11 protein-coding genes are annotated in these 15,260 nt (G+C 42.5%); all 11 read right to left on the bottom strand.

The features are described from left to right. Nucleotide 1 precedes the first annotated feature (1 nt). Nucleotides 2-469, bottom strand: a complete 468-nt coding sequence (locus tag FTV50_RS09665; RefSeq protein WP_180024293.1) for a pilin — start codon at nucleotides 467-469, stop codon at nucleotides 2-4. Nucleotides 470-673: 204 nt separating this feature from the next. Beyond that, entirely contained in the window at nucleotides 674-1,234 is a 561-nt protein-coding gene (locus FTV50_RS09660; protein ID WP_180024292.1) for a TPM domain-containing protein, read from the bottom strand. Further along, nucleotides 1,228-2,295 carry a TPM domain-containing protein gene (locus FTV50_RS09655; RefSeq protein ID WP_180024291.1) on the bottom strand — a complete coding sequence of 356 codons (1,068 nt, stop codon included), beginning with the start codon at nucleotides 2,293-2,295 and terminating at the stop codon, nucleotides 1,228-1,230. Before FTV50_RS09655 ends, FTV50_RS09660 begins: the two co-directional genes overlap by 7 nt. Before the next feature lie 29 nt (nucleotides 2,296-2,324). Next, a complete protein-coding gene (locus tag FTV50_RS09650; RefSeq protein WP_067762997.1) occupies nucleotides 2,325-2,915 on the bottom strand; it encodes a LemA family protein in 591 nt (196 codons plus the stop codon). A 148-nt stretch (nucleotides 2,916-3,063) separates the two neighbouring features. After that, nucleotides 3,064-3,948 carry a metal-dependent hydrolase gene (locus FTV50_RS09645; RefSeq protein ID WP_180024290.1) on the bottom strand — a complete coding sequence of 295 codons (885 nt, stop codon included), beginning with the start codon at nucleotides 3,946-3,948 and terminating at the stop codon, nucleotides 3,064-3,066. Nucleotides 3,949-4,187: 239 nt separating this feature from the next. Further along, complete coding sequence (locus FTV50_RS09640) at nucleotides 4,188-5,609, bottom strand: FAD-dependent oxidoreductase (protein WP_180024289.1); 1,422 nt, start codon at nucleotides 5,607-5,609, stop codon at nucleotides 4,188-4,190. 69 nt (nucleotides 5,610-5,678) lie between these two features. Then, the gene (gltB, locus tag FTV50_RS09635; protein WP_180024288.1) at nucleotides 5,679-10,154 is read right to left on the bottom strand and encodes a glutamate synthase large subunit; all 4,476 of its coding nucleotides are present in this window, start codon (nucleotides 10,152-10,154) and stop codon (nucleotides 5,679-5,681) included. Nucleotides 10,155-10,599: 445 nt separating this feature from the next. Then, entirely contained in the window at nucleotides 10,600-11,439 is an 840-nt protein-coding gene (locus FTV50_RS09630) for a hypothetical protein (protein ID WP_180024287.1), read from the bottom strand. Nucleotides 11,440-11,446: 7 nt separating this feature from the next. Continuing rightward, on the bottom strand, nucleotides 11,447-12,529 hold the full coding sequence (gene aroB, locus FTV50_RS09625; RefSeq protein WP_180024286.1) for a 3-dehydroquinate synthase: 1,083 nt from the start codon (nucleotides 12,527-12,529) through the stop codon (nucleotides 11,447-11,449). Between the two features lie 14 nt (nucleotides 12,530-12,543). Next, on the bottom strand, nucleotides 12,544-13,089 hold the full coding sequence (aroK, locus tag FTV50_RS09620) for a shikimate kinase AroK (protein WP_078189378.1): 546 nt from the start codon (nucleotides 13,087-13,089) through the stop codon (nucleotides 12,544-12,546). 36 nt (nucleotides 13,090-13,125) lie between these two features. Continuing rightward, nucleotides 13,126-15,240, bottom strand: coding sequence for a type IV pilus secretin PilQ (gene pilQ, locus FTV50_RS09615; RefSeq protein WP_180024373.1), 2,115 nt, complete (start codon nucleotides 15,238-15,240; stop codon nucleotides 13,126-13,128). Nucleotides 15,241-15,260 lie beyond the last annotated feature (20 nt).

Here is a 15,260-nt window from a genome sequence, read left to right as displayed (position 1 = left end):
ATTATTGAGAAGCAGAACAACCTGATGGACGATATTTTGCTTCAGCAGTAGTGTGACAACGCCAAGAACCAGTAGCATCACGAACCCAAGTAAGTGTAGATGGTGTTGCTTTCAAAGTTGCAGCAGCTTTGTCTGCAAATGTTGCCACAATTGCCGTAGTTTCCGATAAAATTGCGGCATTTGTTCCCAATGTTGCTCCAGCAGTCGTTGATGGTGCAGACCCAGCTACTGTTAAAGTTAAAATATTTGATGCAGTTGCACCAAGATTACAAGCACCAATAGCTGTATTACCATCATTTAAACATGACTCAACTGCTGTCTTAATAGCACCTGCTTCAGACATTGCACGGCTAACTTGAGACTTAGCGATGTAATTTTGGTATTGAGGAATCGCAATCGCAGCAAGAATACCGATAATTGCAACAACGATCATTAATTCAATAAGGGTAAAACCTTTTTGAGCATTCATAACATTCTCCACAAATGTTTTTTAATTTAATTATTTAATAAAGCTATGTAGCTTGTTTTATAAATAGCACAGAGCGTGCCAAGATTTATTATAGTGAAAATGACAGAAAAAACAGCACTTTAAAAAAATATTTTTATTTTTTGTAATCATTACGTCTCTTTTTGTGTTTAAAAGTGACGATTTGTGTCACTTTATCACCGTTTTTTAGCGCAGAATTATTGGCGCATTTGCAATTTCATTAGTTCTATCTACTGGCTTCCCTGCATAAAAGTGATCCATCACTTTACCGATTTCTTTTACACCAACCGTCAAAGCTGTTCGGTATTGTTTATTTTGCATGTTTTGGATAATTCGCGCGCAAATATCCTGCCATACTTGGGCATCGGTCGCCTGCCTCATCCCGCGATCAATGACAATTTCAACCTGACGTTCACATAAGTTTAAATAAAGTAAAACACCACTATTAAATTCTGTATCCCACACACCCAGTTCAGCAAAGAGCTGTTCAGCACGTGCACGGGTATTTTGATAATAGGCTTGGTTGGAAGGAATATGCCCTTCGATCACCACCTGTATTTCGCCCACATGGCCATGCTCAGCTTCTGTCACCGCTTGTGCAATGGCCTGCTGATCTTGCTTATTAAAAAACCGGTTTGCTGCAGGCATATAAAAAAAGTGCTTCAACCAGCGTTTAAAACTTGGTTGCTGTATTTCCTGTGTTTTAGGACAGGTGACAATTTCTGTTGTTTCTGTTTTCGTTACCATGAACCTGATGCTCCCCCACCGCCAAAGCCACCACCGCCCCCACTATAGCCTTCGCCACCAAAGCCACCACCTCCGCTACGGCCACCACCCCCACCACCACCGGCAAGGAACATTTGAAAAATGGTTTGAGCAATAGCAGTTATGAGTAGAAAGAAAATTGCTCCACCCATCAACAGACTGGTGAGTAGACCTGCACCATTGACCAAACCCGCAACGGTACCTGCAACAGCAGCAGTTGACGCACTTAAGCGCTTACCCACAATAAAGGATGCAAAAATACCAATCACCAAAATGATGAGAACCGTTGTAAACGTTTTCTCTTTGGCTTCTTGCTCGTGTAAAGCTTGTTCCTGACGTTCTTTTAACTCTTGGGCTGCTTGAGCGGCAACTTCAGGGTCTTGATTTAAAATTTGGGTTATTTCCGTTAAGCCAGCATCAATACCTTGAGCATATTGGGCTTCCTTAAAATGAGGTGTAATTTGATTTCGAATAATGCGACTAACGATGATATCAGGCATGATTCCTTCCAGCCCATAACCCGTCAGGATTTGTATTCTGTGATCATTCACAGCAATCGCCATCAATATCCCGTTGTCACGTTTTGCTGAACCGAGTTGCCATTTTTCTGCAACACGCATGGCATAATCAAAAATATCTTCTTGGCCCGTGGTTGGCACAATCACGACACCAACTTGTGCTTTGCCCTGTTCGTGTAACTGTAAAATTTTCTGACTAATGGCTTGCTTTTCAGCAGCAGAAAGTAAATTTGCCTGATCAACTACAGGTTCATTTAGGGTCGGCAAGCCACGAATTGACTCTCCATCTACCATATCATTGGCAATATTCGGCTGCTGAATTTTGATTTCAGGCTGTGCTGTTGTTTCTTTTTGCGTAGCTGACTGCTGATCTTTTAATATTTTACCGACAACAACTGTTTCAGCATCTACATCTGTAGCGGTGGCAGTTTCTGCATGTGTGAAACCCACCACACACAATAAGCATGCTAAAACCATGCGCTGCAACCACAACAAACCTGTATGTTTTAGCTCAAAATACACCATCAGCCCACCTCACAATGCAGTGACGCCAATTAATTAAAATCAACTTTTGGTGCAGTTTGTGCACTTTGCTCTGCGCTAAAGTTAGGCTTTGTATCCATACCAATGACTTTAGCCGTCATCACTTGCGGGAATTGGCGTGCATAGCCATTAAAGTCTTGTACCGTAGTAATGTAGCGATTACGTGCGACAGCAATTCGGTTTTCAGTGCCTTCAAGCTGTACCTGTAAATCACGGAATTGCTCATTGGCTTTTAAGTCTGGATAATTTTCCGAGACTGCAATTAAACGAGAAAGTGCGCTGGTCATCTGCGCTTGTGCTTCTTGATATTTTTGGAACAGTGCTGGATCTTCTAAAACTTCTTTATCCACTTTTAGACCTGCTACATTGGCACGTGCCTGCGTTACTTCCGTTAGCACTTGCTCTTCATGTTTTGCATAGCCTTTTACAACATTCACCAAATTAGGCACCAAATCTGCACGGCGCTGATATTGGTTTTGTACTTCAGACCATGCTGCCGTAACGGCCTCATCTTTGACTTGTAAAGTGTTATAGCCACAACCGCTTAATGTTAGTGTGCTCACAAGGGCTACAGTGAGCATGCTTTTTTTCATTAAATTCATATCCCTTAACCTCAAGTATTTATTTGTAATTGTTTAAATAAATTCATTCTAACCTGAATTTTTACCTTTTTTATGTATTTTCTTTGTGATCCATTTTATCACCTATTCTTTTTATTCAAAGAAAAGCCCTCTTTCGAGGGCTGCAATCTTAACTATATAAAATTTGTGTTTGATGATCTTGAAAACCTTCAAATTGGTAGTCTTCAGCAAGTCTAGTTTTCCAATAACCGACAATTTTACTGTAATCAATCTCAGCGGGATGAAATCCTGCTTTGTAATAAGATAAGTATTCTGGCAACAACTGAACAAACATTTTGCCCAATAAATATATACCAAATAAATTACCTCCCACTTTAGGTAAGCTTTTTTTCTTATCTTGCAAAAACAATCTAGTGGCAGAATAAAAAGTTAAGCTCGCAAAACCTGTGGTCACACTGCGCATAATCATGCGACGGATTTTGTCATCACCATAGACATGTTGATAGACATCAAAAGCTACTGCACGGTGTTCAATTTCTTCAATTGCATGCCACACCCATAGTTTAATCGCGTCATCATCCAAAGTACTGAGCACTTCAGGATGTCTTAAAATATACCCCCCCAACAGCGCAGTAAAATGTTCAAAAGCACAGGTAATAGCGAGTTGTATTTTGGGATGTAGATTTTTTACATACCTATCTTTTCGAGCTAACCATGCTTGAAAGCGATCCAAATTATAGCTTTCACTGCGCCAAGCATCATTAAATTCTGCATGTGCTTTTGAGTGCATCGCTTCTTGCCCAATGAATGCTGCGATCTCAGCTTGTAATTTTTCATCACTGACTTTATCGCGTACATTACGCACGCTATGCACAAAGAATTGCTCACCAATGGGAAAGGTCGATGACAATGCCGTCAACAAATGCGACATGACCGGTGAGTTGGCAAAATAATGCCGGCGAATCGCTTTAGGATTGAATTGTGCTCGACGTACCGTAATGCCTATGGCTTTAGGACGATTTAAATATGCTTTTTGTGTCGTCACTTGCGTCATGGTCGCTTCCTAAGATTTGGATCATGATCGCAGTATGTAATTCCTAAGCTCTTTCACACATGGCAAAATGTGCTAGCACACTTGCATAATTCACCATTCTAAAGCGCTGTCTGACAACTTTTCAGCGTATTTATCTGCAAAATCCATTTACTTGTCATTTGAGGTAAATTCCAAAAAATAAAAACCCGCCGAAGCGAGTTTTTTGAATAAATCCAATGCAATCACTGGCATGTCATGACTTAAACATCTAAGTAGTCAAGAATACCTTCTGCAGCTTGGCGACCTTCCCAGATTGCGGTTACCACAAGGTCAGATCCACGGACCATATCACCACCGGCAAAAATTTTCGGATTCGATGTTTGGAACTTAAATTCTTGCTGTTCAGCAGCAATGACGCGGCCTGAACCATCCATACTGATGTTTGATGTAGTAAACCAATCTGCGGGGCTGGTACGGAAACCAAAGGCTAGCAATACTGCATCTGCTGGTAAAATTTCTTCTGAACCCGGAACTGGTTCAGGGCTACGACGACCGCGACTATCAGGTGCGCCAAGCTGTGTAGTCACAACTTTAACACCTGTCACTTTGCCATTTTCACCCACAATTTCAATTGGCTGGCGATTAAATTGGAAATCCACACCTTCTTCACGTGCATTTTTCACTTCACGACGTGAACCCGGCATGTTTTCTTCATCACGACGGTAGGCACAGACAACGGATTCGGCACCTTGACGGATCGAGGTACGGTTACAGTCCATCGCGGTATCACCACCACCGAGAACAATCACTTTTTTGCCTTCCATGCTGATGTATTCAGATGGATCTTTTTCCCAACCTTGCGTACGGTTGACATTGGCAATCAAGAAATCCAGTGCATCATGAACACCAACAAGATCTTCACCCGCAAAACCACCCTTCATGTAAGTATAGGTTCCCATACCCATGAATACAGCGTCGTAATCAGCCAAAAGCTGATCAATGGTCACATCTTTACCAATTTCAGTATTTAGACGGAATTCAACGCCCATGCCAGAGAAAATCTCACGGCGACGTTTCATTACGTCTTTTTCCATTTTAAATTCTGGAATACCAAATGTCAGCAAACCACCAATTTCAGGGCGTTTGTCGAATACAACTGGCTTCACACCATTACGTACAAGAATATCGGCACAGCCAAGGCCAGCAGGACCTGCACCAATAATCGCAACTTTCTTGTCTGTCCACTTAACGTGTGACATATCTGGACGCCAGCCCAATGCAAAAGCCGTATCGTTAATATATTTTTCAGCATTACCAATGGTGACTGCACCAAAGCCGTCATTTAGCGTACACGCGCCTTCACATAAACGGTCTTGCGGGCACACACGACCACAAACTTCAGGCAAGGTGTTGGTTTGATGACACAATTCTGCCGCTTGGAAAATGCGACCTTCTGCAATCAGTTTTAACCAGTTTGGAATGTAGTTATGTACTGGACATTTCCATTCACAATACGGGTTACCGCAACCTAAGCAGCGGTGCGTTTGATTTTTTGCAACTTCAGCTGTAAACGGTTTATAGATTTCCACAAATTCTGCTTTGCGGACAACTAGATCTTTTTTCTCTGGATCTTGGCGTGCTACATCCAGGAACTGAAAGTCATTATTTAGGCGCTCTGCCATGTCTCTCTCCGTGGGTAGGTGTAAGCATGTTTGGACTTACACCTGCCTATCAAATCTGCAGTAGTGGAATTATTGTGGATCAGCTTGAGTTGTTTTCAACAAAGTCTGCAAATTAGCAGCTTTTGGTTTCACAAGCCAGAATTTGCGGCTATAGAAGTCAAACTCGTTGCGGATCTTATACGCCCAAGCACTACCTGTTTCTTTAATATGTTCATCTAAGATACGGCACAAGAACTCTTTGTGTTCTTCCATCGATTCTGTAGAGATACGGTTCAATTCAATCAGTTCGTGGTTGTAGTGGTCAACAAAGTCATTGTCGAGGTCGAGCACATAAGCGAAACCGCCTGTCATACCCGCACCAAAGTTATGACCCACTTTACCCAATACAGTCACGATACCACCCGTCATGTATTCACAGCAGTGGTCGCCTGCACCTTCAATCACGGCAAACGCACCTGAGTTACGTACAGCAAAACGCTCGCCTGCTGTACCTGCAGCAAACAATTTACCGCCTGTTGCACCATATAAACAGGTGTTACCAATGATTGCAGTATTTTGCGTTTGGAACGGTGAACCTTTCGGTGGGAAGATCGAGATACGACCACCAGCCATACCTTTACCCACGTAGTCATTCGCATCGCCTTCTAGGCTGATGTGTAAACCACCTGCGTTCCAAACACCCAATGACTGACCTGCAGTCCCTGTTAATTTAACTTTAACAGGATGTGCTTCCATGCTGAGGTTGCCATAACGTTTTGCAATCTCACCCGAAATACGCGCGCCAATTGAACGGTCACAGTTACCGATAGTGAAGCTATATTCACCGCCTGTGCCTGCTTCAATCGCTGGCAGCATTTCAGCTACCATTTTCTCAGCCAAGAGGCCTTTATCAAATGGTGCATTACCTTGTACTTCACAGTACTGTGCTTTGCCTTCAGCCGCAGGATGCGATTGGAGCAATGCGCTCAAATCAAGGTGTGCATGTTTTTCAGTTTCACCCGGAAGCATTTCCAGTAAATCTGTACGGCCAATCAAATCTTTCAGACTTGAAACGCCTAGCGCTGCTAACCATTCACGTGTTTCTTCCGCAATAAAGTGGAAGAAATTGATCAACATTTCAGGCTCACCAATATAGTGTTCCTGACGTAAATGATCTTGTTGTGTTGCTACACCGGTCGCACAGTTGTTTAAGTGACAAATACGTAGGTATTTACAACCCAATGCGATCATCGGTGTAGAACCGAAACCGAAACTTTCAGCCCCAAGAATCGCTGCTTTCACAACGTCTAGACCTGTTTTCAAGCCACCATCGGTTTGTACACGGACTTTGCCACGCAGGTCATTCACACGAAGCGCCTGATGCGCCTCAGATAGACCAAGCTCCCATGGAGAACCTGCATGGTGAATTGAAGAAAGTGGAGAAGCCGCTGTACCGCCGTCATAACCAGAAATGGTAATGAAATCTGCGTATGCTTTTGCTACACCAGCCGCAATCGTACCAACACCCGGCTCAGAAACCAACTTAACGGACACCATCGCCTGTGGGTTAACCTGTTTTAAATCGAAAATTAACTGTGATAAATCTTCGATTGAGTAGATGTCGTGATGCGGCGGCGGAGAAATTAATGTCACACCCGGTACTGAGTAACGTAAACGTGCAATTAAGCCATTCACTTTACCGCCCGGCAACTGACCACCTTCACCTGGTTTTGCACCTTGTGCCACTTTAATTTGAAGGACTTCTGCAGAAGTTAGATATGCAGGGGTCACACCAAAACGGCCAGATGCAATTTGTTTGATTTTCGAGTTACGAATAGTGCCGTAACGCGCTGGGTCTTCACCGCCCTCACCTGAGTTCGAGCGACCACCAATGGTATTCATAGCGATTGCAATAGCTTCGTGCGCTTCAGGCGATAATGCGCCTAAAGACATCCCAGCCGAGTCAAAACGTGGCAGAATCTCTTCTACGGATTCAACTTGATCGAGTGCAATCGATTGATCTGTTTTCAGTTTGAATAAGTCACGAATCGTTGCGATTGGACGGTTATTCACTAGCTCTGCGTATTCTTTAAAGTCCGCATAATTACCAGAACGCACAGATTTATGCAGTGCATTGATCACATCTGGGTTAAATGCGTGATATTCCTTACCGAATACAAATTTCAGCATACCGCCTTGATCAATTGGTTTACGTGATTTCCACGCCAAATCGGCCAATTTTTTCAAGTCATTTTCTAGATCAGAGAATGTTGCGCCTTTAATACGGCTCGGCACGCCAGTAAAGCATTTTGCAACCACTTCATCAGAGAGGCCGACCGCTTCAAACAACTGACCGCCACGGTAAGAGGCAACAGTAGAAATACCCATCTTAGAAAGGACTTTCAATAAGCCTTTCTCAATACCTTTACGGAAGTTAGCTTGCGCATGAATTGGATCACCCAACAACTCACCTTTCGCGATCAAGTCATTGATCACGTCATATGCAAGGTAAGGATAGATCGCTGTCGCACCGAAACCAAGAATCACCGCAAACTGGTGTGCATCACGTGCTAAACCAGTTTCGACAATAATGTTGGCATCGGTACGAAGACCCACATTGATTAAATAATGGTGAACCGCGCCAGTTGCCATCAATGCATTTGCAGGTAAGAAACCTTGACGGATTTTCTTATCAGACAATACAAGTAAAGTCTTTCCATCGCGAATCGCTTGTGCTGATTCTTCACAAATACGCGCGATGGCAGCTTCTAAGCCTTCATCTTCTGCATAGTTCAGGTCGATGTCTGCAATCTCGTACCCTTTACGGCCAAGGGTACGGATTTGATGCATTTTCGAATTTGACAGTACAGGGCTTGAAATGATCAGACGATCTGCATGCTCTGGACCTTGTTCAAATACATTTTGTTCACGGCCGAGACATGTCTCTAAGGACATTACGATCGATTCACGTAATGGATCGATTGGCGGATTCGTAACCTGCGCGAACTGCTGACGGAAGTAGTCAGACACATGGCGCACTTGACGAGACAATACTGCCATTGGCGTATCGTCACCCATTGAGCCCACGGCTTCCTGACCGCTTTCAGCAATTGGACGAAGCAATTGGTCACGCTCTTCAAAGGTAACCATGAACATTTTTTGTGAAGCTTTCAGGTCATCGCCTTTTAAGCCTTGGTCACATAAATATTCTTCGAGCTCTGGACTGCCTTGCACACGTACTGAGTTTTCACGTAACCACTGACGGTACGGACGCATACGTTTGAGGTGATTACTCACATCTTGAGTATCGAGCATTTTGCCGGTAAAGGTATCAATCACCAAGATTTGACCCGGACCGACACGGCCTTTAGACACAACGTCTTCTGGTTCATAACCCCAAACACCAATTTCTGACGCCAAGGTGATGTAACCATTTTTGGTAATTACCCAACGTGCTGGACGTAAACCATTACGGTCAAGCATACAAATCGCATGACGACCATCTTGAATTACCAGACCTGCTGGACCATCCCATGCTTCCATATGCTTCGAGTTGAATTCGTAGAATGCACGTAAGTCCGCATCTAAAGTTTCAACGTTTTGCCAAGCAGGTGGAACCAACATGCGTAGCGCACGGAACAAGTCCATACCGCCACCGACAAGGATTTCCAGCATATTATCTAAGCTTGAAGAATCCGAACCTGTACGGTTTACAATTGGATTCAGCTCAGTTAAACCCGGCAATAATGGGTTTTCAAATTTTGGTGTACGTGCCATCGCCCAGTTACGGTTTGCGGTAATGGTATTGATCTCACCATTGTGTGCTAAGTAACGGAACGGCTGAGCCAATGGCCAACGAGGCAAAGTATTAGTTGAGAAACGCTGATGAAATACAACAATGTGTGACTTTAAACGCTCATCAGCAAGATCGGTATAGAAGTCAGCAATGGCTGCTGGCATCATCAAACCTTTATAGCTGATCACAGTTGAGCATAAAGTGGTTACATAGAAGTATGGGTCAGCAGTCAGCTGTTGTTCTGCACGACGACGTGCCATCACCAACTTACGGTTGAATTCAACCTCTGAAACACCCATTGGGCAATTCACGATAATTTGTTCAAATGCAGGCAATGACTGCATCGCGATTGAACCCAACGCATCGTTATTGGTTGGCACAACACGCCAAGCGATGACTTTACAACCTTCGTCTTCGATTTCTTTGGTTAAAATTTGTTTTGCATGTGCGGCTAATGCAGGGTCTAGGTTTAGAAATACCGTACCTACAGCAAAGATTTCACTCAATGTAATGTCACTGAGTTTTTTCGCTTCTTCACGGAAAAATTCTTTTGGCATAGCAAGGAGTAGACCACAGCCGTCACCGGTTTTGCCATCTGCGGCAATACCACCACGGTGGGTCATACAACTTAAACTATGCATTGCGGTTTTGACGAGATCATGGCTTGCATCACCCTGCATATGGGCGATTAAACCGAAACCACAGTTATCTTTAAACTCATCCGGTTGGTATAAACCTTGAGCGGGAGCTACAGTATTAGGCGATGGCATGTGCATAGCGTACCCTTCTTTTCTTTACAGCTCTTTCGAGCACTTAACAAACTAATTTCTTGTTGCGATTCGTCTTAACTTACTCACATGAATTGTTCTGTCGAGCAAAATTATTTCTTATTCACACCCTTAAGATAAACCGAATTCATCTTAGATGCATGAATAAAAGTCAAATTTTCTGCTTTTGCAGTTCAGATCAGGGATAACGACTGGATTAATGACTTCGCACTTTTATCGAATCATTTTCGCGCCAAAACAGGGAGAAAAGTTCAATTTACGCACCAATCAAGCAATTTACATGCCAACTTGATGCATTTTCTCCTAAGATGGCTGATTACAAACATTTTTTAGTTATAACAAATAATTTAAATTGTTCTTTTATAATTTTATGCACTTTTTCTGTGCAGTTTAGACTTTTCCTAAGACATCTTGCGCTATTTTAGAACTAATTGAATGGATCGGTTACTTCTTGCTCTACCGGTGCAGGTTTTGGACGTGGTGCATCTACACTACTTTGTGATTTTTGCACATCAATCACATTCCCTTCAGCATCACGGCGAGTCACCGTAGTACTTGTTGTTGCATTAGCTGGAGTTGTTACCGACGCTGCAGCCGCTGCTTTTCGTGCTGCGATTTGAGCTTCATCAATTTTCGGTAAAGGCACAGACTTTAATTTAACAGCATATAACTTTTGACTCGACGACATTTCTTCCGCGCCTAAGTCATTCACATATGCTTGATATTGTTTAAATTCCACAACCTTAGGTTTAATTGATGCAGGCAAAGCAATATTGAGGCTCGACATTGCAGTTTTCGCATCATTTTGAGACGAATATGGTCCTGTTAAAATGACGTATTGCTCAGGATGGTCTTCACCAGAAAGACGTAGATAAATAAATTTGTGACGCTCAGGCTGCTTGCGTAAGAAGCTTTTTAAAATATCTTCTTCAGAAACCCTAAATAATTCAATACCATAAAGCTTGACAGAATCATTGATAAATTTAGTGCCGCGAAATTCTGGTTCATGTTGAGCCGTAGCAACCACACGGGTCGTCATATCAAGCGGACGCACTTCGTCATTTAATGCACCAAGATGGGACATTGCTGCCACTTTCTCTGGCTGAATTTGTAAATCGACTTCGGTTTCCGCTTGTTTTTCAACTTCAACCAATTCTTTGGTATCTGTAATCGCCCAAAAAACCAATGCAGCGAACAGACACACAGCTCCACCCACCAACCATGTGTAGTGATGAACTTTTTGCCATTGAGACTGCCGCGCTGCCATGATGTACCTACTCTGCCTGATTTGCCAAAATTGCCTGTTTCATTAATTCGACATCAAACTCTTTGGTGATGATGGCCTGACCTAATGATTTCAGTAAAATAAGTCGTAATTGCCCATTCAATACTTTTTTATCATGGGACATATACGCCAAAAATTCCTCTAGCGGAATTTTAGGACAAACTATCGGTAATTGTGCACGTAAAATGATTTTTTTTGTACGCTCTAAATCTTCAACTGTGATCCAGCCCATACGATGGGACAAATCTGCAGCCATCACCATCCCTGTTGCAACGGCTTCGCCATGTAACCATTCACCATACCCCAAGTACGATTCAATCGCATGGCCAAAGGTATGACCCAAGTTTAATAACGCACGCTCACCTTGTTCTTTTTCATCATTGGCCACAATACGCGCTTTATGGGCACATGAACGATAAACCGCTTCAGCCAACAAAGTTGCATCACCTGCAACTAAAGCATCCATATGCTGTTCAAGCCAAGTTAAGAATTCAACATCACCCAACAACGCATATTTGATCACTTCAGCCAAACCTGCAGAAAGTTCACGCGCTGGCAAAGTTTTTAATTGCGCCATATCCGCAAGAACCACTTGGGGTTGCTGAAAGGCACCAATCATGTTTTTACCTAGTGGATGGTTAATCCCTGTTTTGCCACCAACACTTGAATCCACTTGAGAAAGTAAAGTCGTCGGTACTTGAATAAAATACACACCGCGTTGATAGCATGCAGAGGCAAAACCGGTCATATCTCCAATAACACCACCACCTAATGCCAAAACCGTACAATCGCGGTTAAAGCCTGCTTCGAGCAAGGCATCAAAAATTAAATTCAAATGGTCTAAATTTTTATACTTTTCACCATCAGGCAAAATACATGTCGCAACAGTTTTCCCTACTGCCTCAATTGCTTCTACATAATGTTTTAAATAGAGCGGGGCAACTGTGGTATTAGAGACAATCATCACTTGTTTACCCTGAATATAAGGCTCAAGTAAAGTTTGTGGATTAAGGTCACTCCCAATAAAAATAGGGTAGCGACGATCACCGAGTTCAACATGTAAGGTTTGCATGAATTTAACCTTTTCTAACGAGATATATTTTGTGAAACAATTAAATTAAAAATTTTTTGCGCAAGATCTCTCGCCGCACCTTGATTGGTTTCAATAATATAGTGGGCGACTTCACGATAAAGAGGATCACGGGCAGCCAATAAATCTCGTAGCTTTTGCTCTGGATTTTCCACTTGAAGAAGTGGGCGATTTTTGTCGCGGTAGGTTCGTTGTAACTGAATTTCCACCGGAGTATATAGATAAACAACAATACCTCGTTGTTTTAAAAATTCACGATTTGGGGGCTGAGTCACAGCACCACCGCCAGTCGCCAAGACCAGTTGTTTCTTTGCAGTTAACTCATCAATGACATTCGTTTCACGACTTCTAAAGCCTTTTTCCCCTTCCTTTTCAAAAATCCAAGGAATGGTCGCACCTGTTTTACGTTCAATTTCATGATCACTGTCTAGAAATTCACGTCCTAACAATTCTGCTAAATGTCGCCCTACGGTTGTTTTTCCTGCCCCCATTGGCCCTACCAAATAGATATTTGGTAGGGTTTCAAACTCTTTGCTTGGCAAGGAGTCACCTATTTCTTTTGTTAAATTGAAAATATATTAATGATTTCTGGTAACACTGTCATTAACAATTCGCGGAGTAACAAAAATCAGTAACTCATTTTTTGCATCGCTTTTCATATCTTTACGGAATAAGCGACCCACATAAGGAATATCACCTAAGAACGGTACTTTAGTTTGCTTACTTTGTGTTTCCTGATTAAAAATACCGCCGAGCACAACAGTTTCACCATTGTTGACTAAGACATCGGTATTAATTTCATTTTTATTCAGGATGATTTCACCATTTTGTGCATATCCTGCTGGTGAGTCGCTCTTGATATTCAGCTTCATTTGCACTTTACCATCTGGAGTAATGCTAGGCGTGACATCCAGACTTAATAAAGCTTCTTTAAACTCGGTAGAAGAAGTCGCATTTGAACCTGTACCCGTTGTGGTTTGATATGGAATTTCTTGACCTGATGCAACTTTGGCGGGTTGTTTATCCGCTGTCAGTACTTTTGGTGTAGAAATGACTTCACCATAACCATCTGCTTGTAAAGCAGAAAGCTCTAAATCCAACATAAAATCAGAAAGACTAATTAAGCCGAACGCAATTCGACTGGCACCTGCAGTAGTCACCCCTAAGTCCACGTTTAAGTTACTTGGACGCTGAATCGTATATTTACCATCATCATCCGGTGTTTTTAAGTCCCAAAGCGTAGTATCACTACCACCCACCAATAAATGGTCATTTTGGTTAATCCCTTGAGACAAGAGACCCCATTTCACACCCATTTCTTTGGTAAAGTCAGTAGATGCTTTTACAATACGTGCTTCAACCATGACCTGCTTGACTGATACATCAAGCAAATCCACCATCTTACGAATCTGATCAATGTTTTGCGCGGTATCATTAATAATCAGTGTATTTGTACGCGTATCTGCAGAAATCGTTCCGCGTGGACTTAACAAATTACCCCGATCATCATCAGCATTATTACTATTATTTGACGAACCGCTATTACCCGCAGTTTTAGACTGCGTAATCAGCTTCTCTATCTCAGCAGCTTTTGCATAGCTTAACGTTAAATATTCAGTCTGTAATGGTGCCAACTTCATACTTTGACGTAAGGCTTTTGCTTCTTCTTCTTCCGCTTTAATCAACTCAGATACAGGCGCAATCCAAATCACATTACCATTACGACGTTTGTCCAAATTCTTGGTTTTCAATACGATATCTAGTGCTTGATCCCAAGGCACATCTTTTAAGCGAAGTGTAATATTTCCTTGAACCGTATCAGCAGCAACCATATTGATTTCGGTAAAATCAGCCAAAAGTTGCAGCACACGACGTACTTCAATATCTTGGAAGTCTAATGAAATCTTCTTACCGGTATAATGATTGGCAGCTTTAGGACGTAATGGATTCTTATCTTCCGGACGTTTCAAACTTACCGTTAATTTATTATCAGTTTGGTACGCCATATATTCATAGCTGCCCGTCGACTGAATGGTAATCACACCATTACCGCCATCATTATGTGCATCCACCGTTGCAACAGGTGTTGCAAAATCATTGACATTTAAACGGCGAGTCAAATGTGCAGGTACTTTATTGCCTAAAGTACGGATCACCACTTTACTGCCTTGCTGTTGAACATCAACGGGAGTATTTCCACCCAGTAAATCAACAACAACTTGACCTTCACCATTAGAACCACGGTGGAAACCAATATTTGAGATGCCCTGTTGCTGACGTTGTGCTACAGGCTGTACATAATTTGCAGCTTGTGCAGAGTTGATTTTTAAAATAAAGGTATTACCTTCAACACGCGTGGTAAAAGCGCCAGCATTGGCTAAATTCACAGTTAAGCGCGCACGTTGTGCATCCGAACTCACATCCACAGTGCTCGCTTCAGCCGTTGCAACAGGAATTGAACTTTGTTTTAAATTTTGCTGTGCTTTATCAAAGTCTAAAACTAGTCGTGATGGTTGATCGAGTTGATAAGCTTGTGGTTGCGGCGGCAAGCCATTAAACATCACGCGAATTTCAGTCCCTTGACCTGGAATTTGCATTGGTACCACATTGGTTACACTCACCTGAGCATTGGCAACTTGCATCATCGCCATTGCAACAGCCCCCATCGAAAACTGACGAAACACATGATTCATTGTATTGCCATCCCCAAAAA

It is taken from the genome of Acinetobacter sp. YH1901134 (assembly GCF_013416965.1).
GTDB lineage: Bacteria > Pseudomonadota > Gammaproteobacteria > Pseudomonadales > Moraxellaceae > Acinetobacter > Acinetobacter amyesii.
Note: the sequence above shows the minus strand (reverse complement) of the source record. Positions and strands in the feature narration are given on the sequence as shown.

Excerpts from the sequence above, each read along its gene's own strand:
- FTV50_RS09650 (WP_067762997.1), bottom strand. The coding sequence starts at position 2,915 with ATGAATTTAATGAAAAAAAGCATGCTCACTGTAGCCCTTGTGAGCACA.
- FTV50_RS09655 (WP_180024291.1), bottom strand. The coding sequence starts at position 2,295 with ATGGTGTATTTTGAGCTAAAACATACAGGTTTGTTGTGGTTGCAGCGC.
- FTV50_RS09645 (WP_180024290.1), bottom strand. The coding sequence starts at position 3,948 with ATGACGCAAGTGACGACACAAAAAGCATATTTAAATCGTCCTAAAGCC.
- pilQ (WP_180024373.1), bottom strand. The coding sequence starts at position 15,240 with ATGAATCATGTGTTTCGTCAGTTTTCGATGGGGGCTGTTGCAATGGCG.
- FTV50_RS09640 (WP_180024289.1), bottom strand. The coding sequence starts at position 5,609 with ATGGCAGAGCGCCTAAATAATGACTTTCAGTTCCTGGATGTAGCACGC.
- FTV50_RS09665 (WP_180024293.1), bottom strand. The coding sequence starts at position 469 with ATGAATGCTCAAAAAGGTTTTACCCTTATTGAATTAATGATCGTTGTT.
- aroB (WP_180024286.1), bottom strand. The coding sequence starts at position 12,529 with ATGCAAACCTTACATGTTGAACTCGGTGATCGTCGCTACCCTATTTTT.
- FTV50_RS09630 (WP_180024287.1), bottom strand. The coding sequence starts at position 11,439 with ATGGCAGCGCGGCAGTCTCAATGGCAAAAAGTTCATCACTACACATGG.
- FTV50_RS09660 (WP_180024292.1), bottom strand. The coding sequence starts at position 1,234 with ATGGTAACGAAAACAGAAACAACAGAAATTGTCACCTGTCCTAAAACA.
- gltB (WP_180024288.1), bottom strand. The coding sequence starts at position 10,154 with ATGCCATCGCCTAATACTGTAGCTCCCGCTCAAGGTTTATACCAACCG.